General features: G+C 54.1%; 14 protein-coding genes and 1 riboswitch. All 14 genes read left to right on the top strand.

What is annotated here, in order from left to right; genetic code table 11:
* Nucleotides 1–7 precede the first annotated feature (7 nt).
* Nucleotides 8–77, bottom strand: a riboswitch (Fluoride riboswitch).
* A gap of 752 nt (nucleotides 78–829) precedes the next feature.
* A complete protein-coding gene (tssB, locus tag BG55_RS17580) occupies nucleotides 830–1,330 on the top strand; it encodes a type VI secretion system contractile sheath small subunit (protein WP_034940270.1) in 501 nt (166 codons plus the stop codon).
* A 34-nt stretch (nucleotides 1,331–1,364) separates the two neighbouring features.
* The gene (gene tssC / locus BG55_RS17575) at nucleotides 1,365–2,912 is read left to right on the top strand and encodes a type VI secretion system contractile sheath large subunit (RefSeq protein WP_034940269.1); all 1,548 of its coding nucleotides are present in this window, start codon (nucleotides 1,365–1,367) and stop codon (nucleotides 2,910–2,912) included.
* A gap of 18 nt (nucleotides 2,913–2,930) precedes the next feature.
* On the top strand, nucleotides 2,931–4,280 hold the full coding sequence (tssK, locus tag BG55_RS17570) for a type VI secretion system baseplate subunit TssK (protein ID WP_034940267.1): 1,350 nt from the start codon (nucleotides 2,931–2,933) through the stop codon (nucleotides 4,278–4,280).
* On the top strand, nucleotides 4,277–5,005 hold the full coding sequence (gene tssL, locus BG55_RS17565) for a type VI secretion system protein TssL, short form (protein ID WP_034940266.1): 729 nt from the start codon (nucleotides 4,277–4,279) through the stop codon (nucleotides 5,003–5,005). Before tssK ends, tssL begins: the two co-directional genes overlap by 4 nt.
* Nucleotides 5,005–6,669: an OmpA family protein gene (locus BG55_RS17560; RefSeq protein ID WP_034940264.1), complete on the top strand. Its 1,665-nt coding sequence runs from the start codon at nucleotides 5,005–5,007 to the stop codon at nucleotides 6,667–6,669. Before tssL ends, BG55_RS17560 begins: the two co-directional genes overlap by 1 nt.
* Before the next feature lie 145 nt (nucleotides 6,670–6,814).
* Nucleotides 6,815–7,306, top strand: coding sequence for a type VI secretion system effector Hcp (gene hcp / locus BG55_RS17555; RefSeq protein ID WP_034940262.1), 492 nt, complete (start codon nucleotides 6,815–6,817; stop codon nucleotides 7,304–7,306).
* A 291-nt stretch (nucleotides 7,307–7,597) separates the two neighbouring features.
* Nucleotides 7,598–10,243: a type VI secretion system ATPase TssH gene (gene tssH / locus BG55_RS17550; protein ID WP_034940261.1), complete on the top strand. Its 2,646-nt coding sequence runs from the start codon at nucleotides 7,598–7,600 to the stop codon at nucleotides 10,241–10,243.
* A 68-nt stretch (nucleotides 10,244–10,311) separates the two neighbouring features.
* Entirely contained in the window at nucleotides 10,312–11,130 is an 819-nt protein-coding gene (locus BG55_RS17545) for a lysozyme inhibitor LprI family protein (RefSeq protein ID WP_034940259.1), read from the top strand.
* A gap of 36 nt (nucleotides 11,131–11,166) precedes the next feature.
* Nucleotides 11,167–13,524 (top strand): type VI secretion system Vgr family protein, encoded by a 2,358-nt coding sequence (locus tag BG55_RS17540; RefSeq protein ID WP_034940258.1) that lies wholly within the window; start codon nucleotides 11,167–11,169, stop codon nucleotides 13,522–13,524.
* A gap of 10 nt (nucleotides 13,525–13,534) precedes the next feature.
* On the top strand, nucleotides 13,535–15,796 hold the full coding sequence (locus BG55_RS17535; RefSeq protein ID WP_052018930.1) for a hypothetical protein: 2,262 nt from the start codon (nucleotides 13,535–13,537) through the stop codon (nucleotides 15,794–15,796).
* A 2-nt stretch (nucleotides 15,797–15,798) separates the two neighbouring features.
* Nucleotides 15,799–16,233 carry a hypothetical protein gene (locus BG55_RS17530; protein WP_034940256.1) on the top strand — a complete coding sequence of 145 codons (435 nt, stop codon included), beginning with the start codon at nucleotides 15,799–15,801 and terminating at the stop codon, nucleotides 16,231–16,233.
* Between the two features lie 1,124 nt (nucleotides 16,234–17,357).
* Entirely contained in the window at nucleotides 17,358–17,618 is a 261-nt protein-coding gene (locus BG55_RS22075; protein WP_071995052.1) for a PAAR domain-containing protein, read from the top strand.
* Nucleotides 17,619–17,620: 2 nt separating this feature from the next.
* Nucleotides 17,621–18,823 carry a KPHS_23130 family T6SS system protein gene (locus BG55_RS17520; protein WP_034940329.1) on the top strand — a complete coding sequence of 401 codons (1,203 nt, stop codon included), beginning with the start codon at nucleotides 17,621–17,623 and terminating at the stop codon, nucleotides 18,821–18,823.
* A partial coding sequence (locus BG55_RS17515; RefSeq protein WP_034940252.1) for an ImcF-related family protein occupies nucleotides 18,820–21,405 on the top strand: 2,586 nt, incomplete at its 3' end. The genes BG55_RS17520 and BG55_RS17515, both read left to right, overlap by 4 nt.

Below are 21,405 nucleotides of genomic sequence, written 5' to 3'. Positions count from 1 at the left end.
GTCAAGAGTTACATCAGGCGTCATCAGCTCCGGAATGGAGCGGTTGGGAAAGGTGGAACGCCATCACCCTGGTTCTGAGTATAGAGCTGAAGAGAAAATCTGCCAGCGTTGTTCTGGCCAACATATCTTTGCTGACAGACCATCGCTGATGATCCCGGACGCTGGTATTTGTCAGTGGGGTAGCGTCACTGGCACAGGCGTTTTGGGGAAAAATGCGCGATGAAAATCGAACCAGCACGGGTATGCAAGATGCGTGATGAGGAGTCGTGAGTTTTTTTAACTGAAAAAAATCAGCCCGGTTTAATTAAAAAATATAAAGCGGTGGAAACTCTGACACCGCTTCTGTTTTTTTACATGCTTATTCACGCCGCACTTCTCATTTTTGATAAAAACAGAAAATCAAATATTTAACCTTAACGATGGTATTTCCTCTGATTTACAGTCTGAATTAAATTGATCATTTAATGAACGTCTTGCCCCATAAGGTCTGAATGGATTTTTTTGAGAAAGTTCCTATAAAATATGTAGATGATCCTATTTTGTTAAATTCAATTTTTGTAAATTTATGTTACAAATTTTCATTTCCTCTGGCTGCATGACGTTTCATAAACTTCAGCAATTGGGTGTTGTCCGAATTTTTTTATTTCAGATAAATACTCAAAAATACAGTGTCGACTTGCTGGTGATGGAATACGTTCGCTTTTGGCTCCAGTATTATTATTCACGTCGGATGACGTGAACCGGGAAGATATTCTGGCTGGATTTGCCTTTCATATTAATTTATCACTGGCATTGACCATTTCTGTCACTCCACAGAACAGGGACCGCCATGTCTGACTCTTCCTTTCAGTCCGAAATTCCTAAGGCACGTATTAATTTAAAACTCGATCTGCATACCGGTGGATCAGGCAGGAAAACTGAGCTCCCGCTGAAATTACTGGTAGCGGGCGATTTCAGTAATGGCCAGGCGTCCTCGCCATTATCCGCGCGTAAAAAAGTTAATCTGAATAAAAATAACTTTAACGCCGTCCTTTCCGAATACTCTCCAAAAGTAAACCTCACCGTTAAAAACACGCTGGCTGGTGACGGCAGTGAAGAGAACATCAGTCTGACCTTCCGCAGCATGCAGGATTTCACCCCGGAGCAGGTCTCCCGGCAAATACCTCAGCTGAAGGCGATGCTTTCCATGCGCAATTTACTGCGTGATTTAAGGGCTAACCTGCTGGATAACCTGGCTTTCCGCAAAGAGCTGGAAAAAATCCTGCTCGACCCGGCGTTAAGCGCAGAACTCCGATCTGAGCTGTCTGCTCTGGCCGCGAAAGAGGCATAACGATCGCCCTGTTTTAACGGATTAATTAAGGAAGATGTTGATGTCTGTGAAAAATGAGAATGTGGCTGGTGGCGAGAGTCTGGTGCTGGAACGTCCTGCCTCCGCTGGGGTTTATGCATCCCTATTTGAGAAAATCAACCTGAACCCGGTATCACGACTGAGCGCACTGGATATCTGGCAGGATACGCAGGCGATGTCGGATGCGACGGCGGATGAACGTTTAACCGCCGGGATGCAGGTCTTTCTGGAATGCCTGAGCAAAGCCGGCTCAAAAGTTGAAAAACTCGACAAGAACCTGATTGACCATCATATCGCCGGGATGGACTACCAGATTAGCCGTCAGCTCGATGCGGTGATGCACAGCGAAGAATTCCAGGCGGTGGAGAGCCTGTGGCGCGGCGTAAAATCGCTGGTCGACAAAACCGATTTCCGCCAGAACGTAAAAGTTGAACTGCTGGACATGTCCAAAGAAGAGCTGCGCCAGGACTTTGAAGACAGCCCGGAAATTATCCAGAGCGGACTGTATAAACACACCTACATCGATGAGTACGATACGCCGGGTGGAGAGCCGATTGCGGCGCTGATTTCTGCGTATGAGTTTGATGCATCAGCACAGGATGTCACGCTGCTGCGCAACATCTCTAAAGTCTCTGCCGCAGCCCATATGCCGTTTATCGGCTCCGCCGGTCCGAAATTTTTCCTCAAGGACGCCATGGAAGATGTGGCGGCGATTAAGGATATCGGTAACTACTTTGACCGTGCTGAATATATCAAGTGGAAATCCTTTCGCGAGACGGAAGATGCCCGCTATATCGGCCTGGTGATGCCGCGTGTGCTGGGTCGTCTGCCTTATGGCCCGGACACCGTACCGGTGCGCAGCTTTAACTATGTCGAAGAAGTAAAGGGGCCGGATCACGACAAATATCTGTGGACCAACGCCTCGTTTGCCTTTGCCTCCAACATGGTGAAAAGCTTCATTAACAACGGCTGGTGCGTACAAATCCGTGGCCCACAGGCCGGTGGTGCGGTGCAGGACCTGCCAATCCATCTGTACGATCTTGGCACCGGTAATCAGGTGAAGATCCCGAGTGAGGTGATGATCCCGGAAACCCGCGAATTTGAGTTCGCCAGTCTGGGCTTTATCCCCCTGTCGTACTATAAAAATCGCGATTACAGCTGCTTCTTCTCGGCGAACTCCACGCAGAAACCGGCAGTGTATGACACTGCGGATGCGACGGCCAACAGTCGTATCAATGCCCGCCTGCCGTACATTTTCCTGTTGTCGCGTATCGCACATTATCTGAAGCTGATTCAGCGTGAAAACATTGGCACGACGAAGGATCGCCGTCTGCTGGAGCTGGAACTGAATACCTGGGTGCGCGGTCTGGTCACCGAAATGACCGATCCGGGCGATGAGTTGCAGGCTTCTCAGCCGCTGCGCGATGCGAAAGTGGTGGTGGAAGACATTGAGGATAATCCGGGCTTCTTCCGCGTGAAGCTGTACGCGATACCGCACTTCCAGGTGGAGGGGATGGACGTCAACCTGTCACTGGTTTCCCAGATGCCGAAGGCGAAATCGTAAGGCGAGGGGAAATCAGGGATGAAAATTCATCGTCCGTTATGGAATGAAGGGGCTCTGCTTAGCCCCCAGCAGTTTCAGCAGCAGTCTGAGTGGGACGCTCACTCCCGGGCGCATGTCTCTGTCCGTGGCAGTGCATTCCCCTGGGGCGTCGGGCATGTTGAGCTCGACGATGCGATGCTGGCTTCCGGGCGGATCCAGGCGCACTCCTTGCTGTTGTGGCTACCGGATGACACGCTGGTTGATACCCGCAAGAGTGACCTGCCACCGCCGCCGCGTGAAGTGGGGGTCCCTGCCTCTGGCGGTAATGCGGCGGTCACGGTGTATGTTGCCTTGCCGGTTATGCAGGCGGGGATAGTCAACGTGCAAACCAACGCACAGTCGGCAGAACGTCCGCTGCGCTATGTTGAGGCCTGGGAAACCATCAGTGATCGCTTCGGCCAGGATGAAGAGTCAATGGCAGTGGCCCGCTTTAATCTGGCTTTCCGCTTTGACCAAGAGGATAACAGCGCCTGGGAAACCTGTGCGGTTGCCCGGCTGCTGCGGGACGGACAGGGTGGCTGGCGTCAGGACCCGGATTTTATCCCGCCGATGGCGCTGTTCTCAGCCAGTCGCGGGCTGTGTGAGCGCCTTGCGCTACTGAATCGCCAACTGCGATCCCGTCGCCAGCGTCTGATGGCCATGCGCCGTGAAAGCAATGAGCGGATGGCTGATTTTGCGGTGGCAGATGTCTCGCTCTTCTGGCTGCTGAATGCCCTGAACTCCCATGCCCGGGTTCTCTCCGAGTTTGAACGTTTTCCGAACCGGCACCCTGAGCAGGTCTGGGCAGAGCTGGCGCGTCTGGCTGGCAGTATGCTGACTTTTTCGCTGGAGCATGACCTGGATGCCATTCCGGGCTACGACCATCGCGCAGCGGAAAAGACCTTCCCGCCTCTGTTTGATCTTATCAGTGAACTGTTGGACGCCAGCCTGCCTTCACGTGTGGTGGCGGTCAGAATGGACCGTCTGGATCCGGAGACCTGGAAAGCGGTACTGCATGATATCCGTCTGCGTGATGAAGCGGATTTCTACCTCTCCGTGCGGGCCAGTCAGCCAGCATGGCAGATTGCCGAACGGTTCGCAGAGATGTGTATTGCCGGTGCCCCGGCAAATGTCGGCGAAGTGTCCGGCGTGGCCGTCGAGGGAATTGGTCTTATTGCCCTGAGCCGCGTCCCGGCTGCATTGCCGCTGCGTCTGGAAAACCAGTACTTTGTGCTGGATATGGCAAGTCCGGCGGCCCGCGAAATGCTGGATCAGGGCGTGTGCGTCTTTTACGTTCCGTCCCTGCTTGGCGAACTGGAGCTTGAACTGTTCGCGGTGCTGCGCTCATGAATAAGGTTATTGATATTGATGCCCTGATGGCGCAGACCTGGCTTACCGTGGCGCAGCTGCGCCACGGCGGGGAGGTGACGGACGGTCCGGCGCTGTATGCGGCCTGCAAAACGCAGGTGGAAAGCGTGCGCGAGGCGCTGGAGCGTGCGGGGCTGGGTGCTGAAAATATTGATCACATTACCTATGCCCAGTGCGCTCTGCTGGACGAAACCGTTATGAACCGGAAGCCGGAGGGTCGGCGAGCGGAAAATGTGGAAGTGGCGGTATCCGGCGACCATGCACCCGATGCGCTGAATATGACCCTTGACGCCGGGCAACGCGTCTGGCGTTCTGCGCCGCTCCAGGCGGTCTACTTTGGATCCCTGGGAGCGGGCGGGGCCGTATATGACCGTATCGCGGAGGTGCTGCGTCAGCCCGCGCCGGAGCCTGCGGTGCTCGCCTGCTACCAGCGGGTGCTGGCGCTGGGGTTCCAGGGACAGTACAGCCTCTCCGGTGTGGGACAGTCGCAGCGTGATGAGGTGATCGCCGCCCTGAATGAACGCGTACCCCCGCTGGAGAGCGGGGTGTCACTGGTCCTGCTGAGAACCGGACGACGTCGTTACAACCTGCTGCGGTCCGTCTGGTTCTGGATGGCGCTGGCGGTAATCCTGACGGGGGCGGTGTGGCTGGGTGGTCATCTGTGGCTGCATGAGATGCTGCACCAGCAATTGCCGGAGCACCGCTGATGCGCGGACCAACACTTGCCCGGGCTGCCCTGCCAGTATTGCTGTGCCTTGTCACTGGGTCGTGGCTGGTGTGGGGATTTCTCGCATGGCCGGGCACCGGTAAATCGGTCCTGACGCTGGTCGTGCTATTGGTTTCTTATGTCTTTATCCATCGGCGTTATCGTCATCTACAGCAGGTCGATGAAACGGGCGAATTCCCGCCTGAAAGCCATAGCGGGCCGGTGGTGCTGGTCTGCGGTGATGTGGATGATGCTATGTTTGCCGCAGGTCCGGGACGGGGTACGGCGCAGGGCTGGTATCTTCGGATAGCGGAACTAACCGGGCTCACGCCTTTTGCCGGGCGTCTGCTGGTCCGCACCCCGACGATGGCCGGGCAGCTCACCGTGATATACCGCTGCCTGCCGGACCAGCATAAGGATGAGGCATTACTGCGCGCCTCACTTAAAGCGTTGCGTCTGCAAATGAAATCGTTGCGGGACCTGACCGGCTGTCCTGTGCCGGTGGTCCTGAATGCTGAATTCAGCGGCCCGGAAACGCCATGGGTAGTGATGCGGGGCAACACGGCGCTGGTGTGTCCGGAGGAAGAACCTGTAATCACTCTCAGCGAATGGCAGCAGTCGTTGCAGACGGCCTTTATTCAGCCGTACCTGGCTCAGGCGACAGCGCTGCTTCAGGCCATAATGCTGGATGAACTGAGTAAAGCAGACAGGTTGTGTCCGCCCGTGCTGCCGTTTGCTGTCACCCTGCGTCTGGGATCGATACCCACGTCGATGGGTGCGTTGTGGCAGCAGCATCTGTTTCGTCAGACCCGTATTGCCCCGGCCGGTCGTGCCACGGCGTATGAGCCGCGCTGGCATTTTGCCGATGCGCTCCTTCCCCTGCTGGCACCTTATACGACGCCGTTACAGGACGGAAAAACCGGTCGGTGGGTGGTGGTGATTCTGCTGTTCTGTGCCCTTAGCGCCATTGCTTTGTCCGTGCGCCATAACCAGTCGCTCATCCGCAAGGTCAGTGCCGATCTTCAGCGCTGGCAGGCTATCCCGATGAGCCACTATGCCCCGAAAGCGCAGGCCCTGCATGTTCTCCAGCAGGATGTGTTGATGCTGGAGCGCTGGCAGCGTCAGGGGGAACCCTACCGTTACGGGCTCGGGCTGTACCCGGGTGACCGCCTGTGGCTGGCCGTGCAGCGGGCCATTGATACCTGGGTGCCTCCGCCGCCACCGCCGAAACCGCAGCCGAAACCCAAACCTGTGCCGAAAACCCTGCGCCTCGACAGCATGTCGCTGTTCGATTCGGGTAAGTCGGCGCTGAAAACCGGCTCCACCAGAATGCTGGTCAATTCGCTGGTGGGGATTAAGGCGAAGCCGGGCTGGCTGATTGTTGTCGCGGGTCACACGGATAACACCGGTAACCCGAAACTGAATCAGACGCTGTCCCTGAAAAGAGCTGAAGCGGTACGCGACTGGATGCGTGATACCGGTGACGTGCCGGAAAGCTGTTTTGCGGTGCAGGGCTATGGCGAGAGCCGTCCGATCGCAACCAATGACACCCCGGAAGGCCGTGCGCTTAACCGCCGTGTCGAAATCAGTCTGGTGCCGCAGGCTGATGCCTGTCAGAAACCGGGCAAACCCTCAGCGTCATCGCAGGATGATGACGCTTCGTAAAAAGGATACACAAAATCATTCGGGCTGCATCGCGGCGGCAACTGAGTGAATCCCGGGAACAGAGATAACTCTGTGAGCGGGGCGAATGAAGGCAGCCAACAAAGAGGCAGTCTGAAGGATGAAGTGTACAAATGGAGAAATTCTCATGGCAATACCTGTTTATCTCTGGCTGAAAGACGACGGCGGCGCGGACATTAAAGGGTCTGTGGACGTTCAGGATCGTGACGGCAGCATCGAAGTTGTCGCTCAGCAGCACAACCTGTACATCCCGACCGACAACAACACCGGCAAGCTGACCGGCACCCGTATCCACACCCCGTTCCTGTTCACCAAGGAAATCGACTCCTCCAGCCCGTACCTCTACAAGGCGGTCACCACCGGTCAGACCCTCAAGTCTGCGGAATTCAGGTGGTACAAAATCAACGACGCGGGCCAGGAAGTGGAGTACTTCAACACCAGGCTCGAGAACGTGAAAGTGGTGAAAGTGAATCCGGTGATGCACGACATCAAGGATCCTGCTTACGAGAAGCATAACCACCTTGAGCAGATCGAGCTGCGTTACGAAAAAATCACCTGGACCTATAAAGACGGCAACATCATTCATTCCGATTCGTGGAACGAACGCGCCACCGCCTGATTACGCGTCATATTTCGCGCCACAGGTGCGTTGGCTGCGTTCATTCGCCCCGGTCACATAGTTGGCTATGCTCCCGGGGACTCATGATCTTGCCGCCTTCCTGTGACACGAACTATTTAGCGTAATCCTCTTAAGCGGACGGGCAGCCCATTCTGCCCGTTTTTTGCTGAACGCCTGCGTGGCGGGTGTTGAGCAAAGCAGTATTACATCCCGGAAACAGACCTTATGGGCCTCGGTAACGGCCAGAGGCGGTAGCGTGCCTGAATGGTCCTCAACAGTGAGCAAGCAAACATGGAAAACCCGGCAATCCTCCTTCGACGTCTGAACCCTTACTGCGCCCGCGCGATGGAAGGGGCCGCCTCCCTGTGCCAGACCCGCGCCCATGCTGAAATCCTACCGGAGCACTGGCTGCTGAAACTGCTGGAGCAGGGGGAGGGTGACCTGACGGTGCTGGCCCGTCGCTACGAGTGGGATATGGACGCCATCTGGCAGGATTTGCTGGGCTGGCTGGACAGGCAGCCACGTTCGGTACGTCAACGCCCGCAGTTATCCGCCGATATCCAGAAACTGATGCAGGAAGCCTGGATGCTGGCCTCGCTGGCAGGCGAAGAGCAGATCCGTAGCGTTCACCTGCTGATGGCGCTGACGGAAAACCAGCGACTTGCCCACTGTGACGGGTTGTGGCCGCTGCTGACGCTGGGGATGAGCCAACTCTCCCGCCTGCGTCCGCTGCTGGACGCGCAATCTGAGGAACGACCAGAAGTACAGCAGGAAGCAGAGCTGGCCCGGAGCCACGGTGGTGAAGTGGAGTTTGTTGGTCGTCCGGTGGGAGCGGAAGTGAAAGACGGTGAACTGAACCCGGCATTGCAGAACGCGCTGGATAAATTCACCCTCGACATCACCGCCAAAGCGAAAGCGGGCAATATCGACCCGGTGTTTGGCCGTGACAGCGAAATCCGCCAGATGGTGGATATCCTCTCCCGTCGTCGCAAGAACAACCCAATACTGGTCGGGGAACCGGGCGTCGGTAAAACGGCGTTGGTAGAGGGCCTGGCGCTGCGTATCGCCGAAGGCAACGTCCCTGAATCCCTCAGACTGGTGACTCTGCGTACCCTCGATTTGGGGCTGTTGCAGGCAGGGGCGGGTGTAAAAGGCGAGTTCGAACAGCGTCTGAAAAATGTCATTGATGCGGTGCAACAGTCACAGACACCCATCCTGCTGTTTATCGATGAAGCGCACACCCTCATTGGCGCGGGTAATCAGGCCGGTGGCGCGGATGCCGCGAATCTGCTGAAACCGGCACTGGCACGCGGTGAGTTGCGCACCATCGCCGCGACCACCTGGAGCGAGTACAAACAATATTTCGAGCGCGATGCCGCGCTGGAGCGTCGCTTCCAGCGGGTGTTGGTGGACGAGCCTGACGACGACACGGCCTGTCTGATGCTGCGTGGCCTGAAATCGCGCTACGCAGAACACCACCACGTGCACATCACCGACGATGCGGTCCGTGCTGCTGTCACGCTTTCCCGCCGCTATCTGACCGGACGTCAGCTGCCGGACAAGGCCGTTGACCTGCTCGACACCGCCGCCGCCCGTGTACGCATCAGCCTCGACACCGTCCCGGAAGCCATTGTGTACCTCAAAGCACAACTCACCGCGCTGGCGCTGGAAGAGCAGGCGCTGCGGGACGATATCGCCGCCGGCAGTAGCCATCATGATGACCGGCTGAATGTCATTGAGCAGCAGCGCAACGCGCTGAAAACCACCCTTGAACAGCAGGAAACGCGTTTTGCTGTGGAAAAGGACATTGCGCAGCAGCTGATGGCCAGCCGACAGAACATCAGCCAGCAGGCTGAAATTACCAACCTGCAACAGCAGCTGGTGCAGGCGCAGCAGGGTGACGCGCTGATTCAGGTGGATGTGGACACCCGCACGGTTGCCAGTGTGATAGCCGACTGGACCGGTGTGCCACTCTCTTCCCTGATGAAGGACGAACAGACCGAACTGCTGACGCTGGAAAACGAAACTGGCAAACGTGTGGTCGGCCAGAATGTGGCACTTGAGGCCATCGCTCAACGCCTGCGCGCGGCCAAGACCGGCCTCACCTCTGAGAGCGGCCCGCAGGGCGTGTTTCTGCTGGTCGGCCCGAGCGGGGTGGGTAAAACTGAAACCGCACTGGCGCTGGCGGATGTGCTGTACGGCGGTGAGAAGTCACTTATCACCATCAATCTTTCGGAGTACCAGGAGCCGCACACCGTATCACAGCTGAAAGGCTCCCCGCCGGGTTACGTGGGTTACGGTCAGGGCGGCATTCTTACCGAAGCGGTACGCAAGCGTCCGTACAGCGTGGTGCTGCTGGATGAGGTGGAAAAGGCGCACCGTGAGGTGATGAACCTGTTCTACCAGGTGTTCGACCGCGGCTTTATGCGCGACGGGGAAGGGCGCGAAATCGACTTCCGCAACACCGTGATTCTGATGACCTCCAACCTCGGCAGCGACCACCTGATGCAGCTGCTGAATGAACAGCCGGACGCCACCGAAGGCGACCTGCACGAGCTGCTGCGCCCGATTTTACGTGACCACTTCCAGCCTGCACTGCTCGCGCGCTTCCAGACGGTGATTTATCGTCCTCTGGCGGAAGCGGCGATGCGCACCATCGTGGAAATGAAGCTGTCACAGGTCAGCACGCGCTTACACCGTCACTACGGTTTGACCACGCAGATTGATGAGAGCCTGTATGACGCACTGACCGCCGCCTGTCTGCTGCCGGACACCGGGGCGCGCAACGTCGACAGTCTGCTCAATCAACAAATTCTGCCGGTGCTGAGCCAACAGTTGCTGGCTTATATGGCGGCGAAACAAAAACCACACTCCCTGACGCTTGGCTGGAATGACGAAGAGGGGATTGGTCTGGAATTTAATGCTAAGAAATCATAGCGCAGAGTCGAATTACTTATTACTGGCAACGGAGTGTTGCTATTACTGCTAATGAAAGGAAGCAACAAATGAAATTTATAAAATTTGTCCCGGTGGTTATTGCTCTTACCTGTACAGCAAATGCTTATGCGGGATTTTTCAGTTCATCTGATGATTTTAAATGTGGCAGAGAAGATACTGTTAAAACCCTTTCTGATTATTTTCTTAGCGAAGCTTCGGGCTTGCTGCAAAGTGATTACCTGACAAAGTCTAAATACAGTTATGATCAACCCGTTGCCGACTATCAGAATAAACTTAACAGCCTGGTGGTTGGCGTGGTTAATGTCTCTACGTCTGGTAAAGACAGCTATGGTCTGAATTGCAGCGCAACCATTGCAGTAAAAGTGCCACAGGAAGCGTTGGATGTGGTGAGTAGCGATCCAAACTATTTGCACTTCATTACAGGTAGCTATGGAAAACTCAATAATGGAAGCGTGGTCTGGAGCGGTGTCAGTTACCGTGCCAAACTTGCTGATAACGGTAAAGATGTCATCTTTAGTCAGTTTAACCGCACTGATTTATCTGATGCACTGTTCAATATAAGTGTGTTATCCGTTAATAAAAGTCAGATTATTAATGCTCAGGCAAAAGATAACCTGGATTCTGCTAAGGCTGAATATAAAAACTCCGATAGTAACCTTAATTCAGTATGGCGAGAGCTTCCGGACTCCTCGCGAAATGCACTGAAAAAAGAACAAGTGGCATGGGTTAATGGAAAAGTAGCTAAATGCGGAAAATTGTCGGATGCAGAATCGAATAATGTAGATATTAAACATCGTATTGAAATTTATCAGTGCCAGATAAGAATGACCAATGACCGCATCGCTTTCCTTACTGGTGATAATTAATGGACGGTTGCAGGTGCTCTGTGAGGGAGGTAAAAGATGGTTAGTGATGTTATCAGTCTGACACAGAAGAAAATCGATGAAGCGCTGGGGCTGTCACGCTATCGTGTGGACGTCCATGACTGCCCGCATTTTCTCGACGTCCTGCGCTTTCGTGCCAGTGATACTCTGAGCCAGCCGTGGCGTTATGACGTCACGGTCACCTGTGCGGCCAGCATTGCCAGCAGTGAGTTGATGCTGAAACCCGCGTCTTTTACCTTCCAGACGCCGCTCTATGACGGCACGCCAGCCGTGCCGGTGCGCACGATATATGGTGTGGTAGATACGTTTCGCCGCATCTCCGTGTCGGGTGATGAAATCACCTATGCCCTACGACTCGTGCCACGCATTGCCCTGATGCAGCACTCCGGGCGTTGTGCGGTGTATCTGAATCAGTCGGTGCCGGAAGTGGTGGAGCAGATACTGCGTTCCCACGGTCTTGAAGGGGCGGATTTTGAATTCCGCCTGTCGCAGACCTACCCGGTTCGTGAGCTCATTACCCAGTGGCGAGAAACGGACCTGGCGTTTGTTCAGCGTCTGCTGGCGGAGGTTGGTATCTTCTGGCGCTTTGAGATGGACGGCCACATTGAGCAGGATGTGGTGATTTTCCAGGACAGCCAGATGCAGTATCAGTTTGGCGTGAAGTTGCCCATTATCCCGCCGTCACGCACCAGCGATAATGGACAGGAGAGCGTCTGGAACATCCAGCCAAAAGACCGCGTGGTCACCGGCGGCGTGGCCACCCGCGACTATAACTACCGCGATGCGCTGACCCCGCAGGACAGCTCCGTGTCGGTTCGCCAGGAGGGGGCGGCGACCACCGGTGAGGTGTATCACTACGCTGAGCCGTTTCTGAGTCAGGGGGATGTGGAAACGCCGGAGAGCGGTGCCTGGTATGCCCGCCTGCGTCATGAGCGCTACCTCAATATCCAGCAGATCGTCACGGGACGTGCGAGCAGCCCGATTCTGGCCCCGGGCGAAGTACTGGAGCCTCAGGGCAGCGGTTTGCCTGATTCGCTCAGGGACGGGATTGTCATCACCGGGGTTCACACCTCCGGAGCACGCAATAAGGGTTTTCAGTTGCGCTTTACGGGCATCCCGTACAGTGAAACAGTCTGCTTCCGTCCGGCGCTGCTGAACCGACCGGTGATAGCAGGTTCTCTGCCTGCCCGGGTGGAAAGCGATGAGAAACATGACACTTACGCCTACCTCGATAATCAGGGGCGCTACCGCGTCCGGCTTGATTTTGACCGTAACAACAGCGAACAGGGATATGCCTACCTATGGCTGCGCATGGCGAAACCCTACGCCGGGGATACCTACGGCTTTCACTCCCCGCTGCTTGATGGCACCGAAGTCGCGGTGATGTTTGACGGCGGTGACCCGGACCGGCCATACATTGCGTATGCCCGGCACGATTCAGATCACCCCGACCACGTCACGCGTGACAATCATACGCGCAATATCTGGCGCACGGCCGCGGACAATAAACTCCGTCTGGAAGATAAGCGTCAGGAAGAACATTTCAAGCTGGCAACACCTTACGGGAAAACGCAGCTTAACGGCGGCCATGTGGTGGATGCCCGGCGTGAGCCACGCGGTACCGGGTTTGAGCTGCGCACCGATGAGTTCGGGGCAGTACGTGCCGGACGGGGGATGTTTCTGACTGCGGATGCGCAGGCAAAAGGTGAAGGTCAGATGCTGGAAATGGCACCGGCCGTGAACCGGATCAAACAGGCCAACCGTGAAATGCAGGCGCTGAATAATGCTGCTGAAGCGGCAAAGGCACTGCTCAGCGACATCCGGACGCAAAACAATCTGGTGACACAGAGCATTGCGGATTTACAGTCAGCTGTGATGCTGGCGTCTGCCCCGCAGGGCATTGCGTTAACCTCGGGTGAGCATCTTCAGTTGACCAGCGCACAGAATACGATGATCAATGCCGGACAACATCTGGACATAGGCGCGATGGGTAATGTCTCCGTCAGTGCTGAGCGGGAGCTGGGGCTGTTTGTCCATAAAGAGGGAGCAAAGCTGATTGCGAACCTCGGTGATGTGGAAATGCATTCCCGCCATAACACACTCGATATGAGTGCGCAGAAGCAACTGACGATTACCAGCACCGATGATGAAATTATTATCAGTACCCCCAAAACACTGACGGTAAATGGCGGTGGCTCTTACCTGAAACTGAGTGACAGCGGCATTGAGCATGGCTCGAAAGGCGACCTGACGATGAAGGTGCGGGATTACCTGGTGCCTGGCATTGGCGGTGATATGCCCGTCTCCGCGCCGGATTTTAAAACGACCGGAACAGCCGAAATTAATACAATGACCAGCAGACCACTGGGCGACTGAGGGAGCAGAAATGTCGGTATTACCTGAATTCAGCTGGCCAGTGCCATCCAGTAATCGCGGGAGTGACTTTGCCAGCCAGGATGATGTGATGTCTCACCTGGAAGGTGAAGCGTCCGGCTGGTACATGCTGGGAAGCAACGGGTTGTGGCACGGGGGTATTCATATCACGAATGCCACCACGCCGTGGTGTGCACTGAGTGGCAAAGCGGCTTCTGAAGCGGTGGATTTTCCGGTGGCCTTTAAGGGTGAGCAGAGCGTTCGCTGTATGGCGGACGGGGAAGTGGTGGCGTACCGTATTTGTCGGGATTACCTGAATGTTCCCTGGGAAACGGGTCCGCTGCATCTGTCGGGTTCTTTTGTTCTGGTGCGGCACTACATTCAGCCGGGCGAGAAAAAAGAGAACGGCCTGCATTTTTATACGCTGTATATGCATCTGGCACCTTACTCAGCTTACGCGTCCAGTGAAAACGAAACGCAGTGGATCGTGAATGATAATCTGCCTGTGTTTCACCGTGAGTGGACTCCTGATGCCAACGCTGAGAACAGAAACACCTATCGTTTAGCCACAATCCCAAAAGGTTCTCAGATTGAATGGGATGCCTCAGACAGCAGTCTGCACACGATTGGAAGCAATGGTCGTCGTTACGGTCTTGTGACTTTTAACGGTTTGTCGGATAGAGCAAAAGGTAAAGGGACAAAGACAGGCCTCAAGGAAGGTCAGCAGTACTGGATCCTGACAGACAGAAATAACCTTGTCCCGTCATCAGGTGCAGCTGCGCGTCCGTCATGGTGGACGCATCTGCTGCCGCCTTATGCGGAGCCGATGGCGTTCGACACGGTAGTATGCCCCACACCGTACCCGATCGGTGCCGGTGACAGTGTGGGCCACCTGGGTTATTTTCAGGTGCCGAAAGATGGCGGTTACGACTCCCGTTATCAGGTACATATTGAATGCCTGAGTGCTGATGACAGTTTGCCGACTTTCCTGACAAATCCGGAGAAAGCAGGCGAGAACGCGCCTTTATATCTGAAATGTCCGACGGGTTTGCCGTTGTTCTCGAAAGATTTAAATACAAAGACAATGGTCAGTGATGGCAGGGTTACAGCAGGCGAAGCACTTTTAAAGCTGAGCCGGGTGAAAACAGAACTGGATGCTGAGAAGCAGGAATACTGGTTTTTGCCGTATGCGAACGGCTACGTGCCGAAAAGTAACACGTCGGTTGAAACCCTGTCGCAATACGATCTCGAAAAACTGGGGTTCACCACCACGGTGGACGAGGCACCGGGCTTCGATCATCTTGATGGCAAAACACCGCCAAAGGGCCTGGTTCGCACGCTTTATGACCGCCTTTTTCATGCCGCCAGTAATGATACCCGCGTGAGTCATCGCGCCGTTCCTCATAACTATCAACGACTGCTAAACCGGATTGATGGCAGTATCAGTCCCTATTCACGTCAGGAATATCTGAGTGCTGTCCATAACCCGTCTTATCGCGATGTTAAAAATAAGATGATCGTGAAACACCCCAGTGAGTGGTACTACAAGAAGGATGATTCAATCTGGCTGCCATTTCTGAATAATCTGACGAAGGATGCGCCAGAATGGAAAGAGTACAGTGAAGCCTATATTGAGAAGATGGTCTGGATGCAGGAAGCCGGGAAATTAAAACTGGGTCCGTTGTTGTGGCATATGCATCCGGTGATGTTTTTAGGAACATTAAAATCCAGCAATAAAATTATTTGGATGAAAAAATTCTTTGAAAAATTCGGAGCAGATAAAACATCTGCATTTAGAGCCAAACTTTTGGAAGTTTCAAATGATTTGAATATTGACCCCAATTACATTATGGCATGTATAGCTCTCGAAACAGGGAAGACATTTAGAACGGATATTAAAAATCCAGGTTCATCAGCAACTGGTTTGATTCAATTCATGAAGGCAACAGCAGAAGAGCTGGGGACATCCATACCACAACTCCGTAGAATGGATCATGTTCAACAAATGGAATATGTGAAGAAATATTTCCAGATGCAATCACGTAACATTAATATTCCTACAGAAGAGTGGTCTCTTGAAGATGTTTATTATTCAATTTTTAGTCCGAAGACTATAAAGATAAAGCCTAATGGGATTATTTATCAAAAAGGTGATGGCGGTACTTACGATAAGAACCTTTACCACGATATAAATAAAGATGGTAAAATAACCAAGTCTGAAATAGCTGAAAACATCAGGCTTAACTATAGGCCAGGAATACCAGAGGCTGATTAAATATGAAATATAAAAATCCAATGGTGATGTTGTTGTTACTGATTTTTGGTGGTTGTGCTCACTCATCTCAATTAAATTCCATCACAATATTGCTTGATGCAAGTAAATTAAAAGCAGCAGGCTTCACAGATGGTGAAACTGGGGAGGTATATACTGATTTATATGGTGATGGCTCTAAGGATTCAATTGAATATACATACTCTGATTCTACCCCACCAGGTACCTGCGCCCAGGCGGATTGCTCTGCTTCTTTAAATGAATCACCGATGATGACATTCGAAATAAAAATGCATGACGGGAAGTCTGTGGATGCATCATATATGTGCACATCTTTAGGTGTAAGCGAAAATAAGCATAAAGGAATGAGAGATATTTTTTGTGGGCCTAATTACATACTTAAATGGAATGGTGATGAATATGATACAGGCGATGAATGAAAGTTTAGTAAACTCTTAGGCAATCGAAACGCAGTGGATCGTAAATGATAATCTGTCGGCTTACCGCCCTGAATGGCTTCTGAGTGCCTGTACCGATAACAAAAGCGTCAGTGACTCATATCGCGCAGCCATTATTCCAAAAGGCGCTCATGTTGAATGGGATGCCTCAGACAGCAGTCTGCACACGATTGGCAGCAATGGTCGTCGTTACGGTCTTGTGACCTTTAACAGTTTGTCGGATAGAGCAAAAGGCAAAGGGACAAAGACAGGCCTCAAGGAAGGTCAGCAGTACTGGATCCTGACAGACAGGAATAATCTTGTCCCGTCATCAGGTGCAGCTGCGCGTCCGTCATGGTGGACGCATTTGTTGCCGCCTTATGCGGAGCCGATGGCGTTCGACACGGTAGTATGCCCCACACCGTAGCCGATCCGTGCCGGTGACAGTATTGGTCATCTGGGATATTTCCAGGTGCCAAAAGATGGCGGTTACGATTCCCGTTATCAGGTACATATTGAATGCCTGAGTGCTGATGACAGTTTGCCGATTTTCCTGACAAATCCGGAGAAAGCAGGTGAGAGCAAGCCTTTATATCTGAAATGTCCGACGGGTTTTCCTTTATTCTTGATAAAGCTGGGTCCGTCGTTGTGGCATATGCATTCGGTGATGTTTTTGTGAGCACTTCATGAACATCGAAAACTTTTTTTCTTATATATTAAATGCTGCAAGCAAAGGTTATTATCAGATTTAAGAGCAATGCAAAAAAAGCCCTGATGTAAATAACTCAATTGAGATGGGGTGTTTTTGCCTTCAGATGCAGCAAAGGCGAATATGGATAAATAGTATAAAGAAATCATCCGGCTAATAAAATTCCGTTATGAGAACGATCCTGAATTCGCCAGTAGTGAAATAGCCCGATTCAAGCCTGCAAAAAAATCATGGCTTAGCTACCGGGAGAACTGGTTCGACAGTCAAGGCTTTTAACAGCTTTGCAAATATATAGCGTTTGTCGGATGGAAGAGAATATTTCAAGGGCTAATGCACTGGCTGGTTATTATGTTCAGTTAACGCAGTAATCTCTTTCCGTCATTATGAATTTAATTATTTAATATAAGACGAGATCGAAATGCTAAAGATTATTCGTAAAGGGGATAAAACGACCCATGGCGGTTCGGTATTAACTGCATCCACGACAATGAAGTACGGTGGCATTGGCGTTGCCCGCAAAGGGGATAAAGTCTCCTGCCCCGAGCATGGGGAAACCACTATCGTTGATGGCAATCCAAATTATCTGGATGAAGATGGGACCTCGGTGGCCTTTGAAGGCCATAAATGCGGTTGTGGCTGTACGCTGATAAGCTCCTTTTCCGCAGCGAAGGTTGGCTGAATATGCCGATTTACCTGGATGAAGTCCCGGAGGGTGAAGACAACATTTCGCGTCCGGTGGCACTACGTTGGGTTATTTTGCTGATTGCCATCCTGCTCGTGGGCGTGGCGCTGACGGTGTGGCAATGGACCGGAGACAGGCGCGGGGGGGCATTCTGGTTAACCGCTTTGGGCTTGCCCTTTATCCTTTGGGGGGGCCTGGCGGTATTGCGGTATATCGGCTATCGGCTTGAACTCAATGGTGAAACTGGCTGGAATTATGAATGTGAAAGCCTGAAAGACATGGAGATCGCGCGCGGTCAGCGCTTTGCCTGGGTGCTGGACACGTTCGTTCAGAGCCCGGCCGGGAGAGGCACAGGAAGTCTGGTCGCTGCAATGGCACTGATGACGCCGTTACTGAAAACCAGCATACCGCGTGGTGGTGGCCTTCCCGTCAGGCATGCCCGGATAACTGATTTTGATGCGGATCCTGATGCGGTAAAAAAGGCCATTAAGAAAGTCGCCGCCCGCCTGAAGAACACACTGGAGCGGCTTCCTGACACACTTCCCTGCTGGCTGATATTTGACTGTGACGAAAGTCTGTCTACCGAAGACGAAGCCGGAATATTGCAACTCCTGACGCTGAAATCCGGAAGGGAGCTGCATCAACTATCAGCGAAGGGAATGAATGCACTGGATAAATGGCTGGACAACAGCTGGGATAAGCCTTCGGCGTTAATCATTCTGACCCTCGTGCTGCGGTCATCTCCGGCGGAAAATGATGCGGAAGCAATTACCACTCTGGTGCTGTGCAACCGTAAAAGCCATCAATTTCCTGATGCAGCCAGGCTGCATCGTCCCCAGCAAAGCAACCACGACACACTCACCAGTAATATGGCCCATTCACTGCGCTGGGCGAAATTATCTCCGGATAGTATCAAGGGAATATGGATCAGTGGCGAAGCCGTCACTAACAGGCCGGGGCTGAATAAGTCCTGTGAGGATAACGCGCTCACACTCAGCCTGACAGACGAAATTAAGAGTATTGATGCAACTCTGGGGTATACCCGTGTCGCATCACCCTGGATAGCCGTCGCCCTGGCGACGGCGGTTGTTCAGGAGCAGGGTGCACAGATGATTGCCGCTCAGCCGGATCCGGCGAGTGATGCTATCTGGCTTACCTCTATCACGGCAGAAGAACGACAAAAGGACCTTATCAGGGAATGAGCAGCGCAAAAAAAGAAAAGGCAAAAACCAAATCCCTTCTGGGGCCCGCTGTTCTGGCGATAATTTTTGTCTCTGCGATTATTGTCTTCGTGCTGACAACCGGCGGTGATTTCATTGCCGCCAGTCTGGGGCTCGGTCCGTATCCTGCTGAACGGATTGTGACGATCTGCGCGATCGTCAGCGTAATTTTATTGGCCCTGATTTGGGGGCTGGAGAAACTGTTCTTCTTTTCGGGCAGGAAGGGAGCCCAGGGCACATGGCTGCATAACAAGCATAGGACCAACAGCGCTCCTGAAGATAACGCCGCAAATACCTTCGTTGATGAGAAAGAACGTGCTGAGAATAGCTTCAGCGCCCAACCGCTTATCGATCATCTGTACCTGCGCTACCGCCGTCGCTGGAAAGCCAGAGTACGCCTGCTGCTGGTGCAGGGCAGCGACAGCGATATTGAAAAGGTGGTGCCAGCTCTGAAGCGTGACCACTGGCAGGAGAGTGACGGGATTGTGCTCATTCACGGGGGCCTGGCGGAAAGTGTGCCGGACGACGAGTTTTTGTCCGCCCTGAAAGAGGTGCGCCCGCAGCGTCCACTGGATGGCGTGGTGCAGGTGATGAATGCGGCTGCACTGCCGGATTCGGCGGAGCAGGACACGCTGGTCCGTGTGCGTCAGAAAACCGATACCCTGCTGGGCTGGCAACTGCCGGTCTGGCTGTGGCTGGTTCGGGAAGGTCTCTGGGCCCGGGATGGGGAGGACGTGCCGCCTACGGGAGCACTGTTCGGCCCGGGGGCAACGACAGAAGAGGCCCGTTCAACACTGGCCGCGCTCTCGGCAAAATTACAGCCCCCTGGTGTGGCGACACTCCTGGAGAATTCACAGCACCACTGGCTGCTAAGCCTGTCAAAAGCCCTGCGTGGCGAGTTGCGTCGCTCCCTGGTCCCGCTTCTCACCACGCTGATGTCGGGGCCAGCCCCTTACCGTTTGCGCGGAGTGATGTTCAGCCCATTGCTGGCGGGTAGCGGAACAATGCCGCATACACGCCTGTCACCACCGGTCTGGCGGGCACTGGAAAAAGACAGCCTTCAGGTGCAGGCCCGTAAAATCGGCTTCCACGGGCAAAAGGTGCTTCGCCTGGCGCTGCTGGGGTTGGTTCTGCTCTGGGGAGCAGGTACGCTGCTGTCGCTGTGTGTCAACCGTAGCCAAATCTGGCTCGCCCAGGAGACTGCCCGGATCGCCGCCGATACAAAACAGCCGCTGCCGGAACGTCTGCGTAACCAGCTGGCCCTGCAACAGACCATCGCCCGCCTGAAGAACCGCGAAGTGCACGGTGCGCCGTGGTACAGCCGTTTTGGTCTGAACCAGGACAGCGACACGCTGAAGATGCTCTGGCCGCTTTATGCCCGCAACAATCAGGAGCTGATGCGTGATGCGCTGGCCGAAGAACTTCACCGCCAGCTCACCGCCTTTGTGCAACTGCCACCGGCCAGCGATGCGCGCACTTCTGCCACTCAGAAAACCTACGGCCTGCTCAAGGGCTATCTGATGCTCGTACGTCCCGATAAAGCGGACGGGGACTGGTTTGCTGAAAATATGCTGAAGGCCTGGCCGCACCGCAGCGGCGTGCCGGACAGCGTGTGGCACACCCAGTTGCCAAAGCTGCTCGGCTTCTATGCACAGAACCTGCCAGCACATCCGGAGTGGAAAATCACCCCCGACCTCGAACTGGTGGGCACAGTACGTCAGATTTTGCTCAAACAGATTGGTCAGCGTAATGCTGAATCCGGTCTTTACCAGCAGATGCTCGGGCGTATTGCTCGTAACTGGCCGGATTTAACCCTGGCGGACATGACCGGTGACACGGATGCTTCATCCCTGTTCTCCTCTGAAGAAGTGGTGCCGGGGATGTTCACTCGCCAGGCGTGGGAAGAACAGGTTGGGGAGGCGATTGATGAGGTGGTCAGGACCCGCCGCGACGAAATTGACTGGGTGCTAACCGATAAGACCCATCAGCCGGGTAGTGATGTGTCGCCGGAAGCGCTTAAACAGCGCCTCACGGCGCGTTATTTCACCGATTTTGGCAACGTCTGGCTCAATATGGCCAACAGCATTCAGTGGCACGAAGCGGGTTCGCTTTCGGAAGCCATTGCCCAGCTGAATCTGCTGGCGGATGTGCGTCAGTCACCTCTGGTGGCGCTGATGAATACGCTTGCTTGGCAGGGACAGAGCGGGGCCAAAGGAGAGCGGCTTGCGGATTCTCTGGTGGATTCGGCAAAAAAACTGGTGGGGCGTAACAAGAACGCCAGACAGTTTATGGAACAGGCGCAGGGGCCAAAAGGGCCGCTCGACGGCGTGTTTGGTCCGCTCATGGGCCTGATGGCTGGCAAAGACGGCATCGGCTCGAACGGTAACCTCAGCTTCCAGTCCTGGCTTGCCCGTGTGACTCAGGTGCGCCTCAGGCTCCAGCAGGTGATCAGCGCACCTGATCCGCAGGCAATGGCCTGGATGCTGGCCCAGACCGTCTTCCAGGGGAAGACTATCGATCTGACCGATACCCGTGACTACGGCAGCCTGGTGGCGGCAAGCCTC

Source organism: Erwinia mallotivora, assembly GCF_000590885.1.
In the GTDB taxonomy this organism is placed as follows: Bacteria; Pseudomonadota; Gammaproteobacteria; order Enterobacterales; family Enterobacteriaceae; genus Erwinia; species Erwinia mallotivora.
The sequence above is the reverse complement of the archived record's forward strand: the minus strand, read 5'-3'. Positions and strand labels throughout refer to the sequence as shown.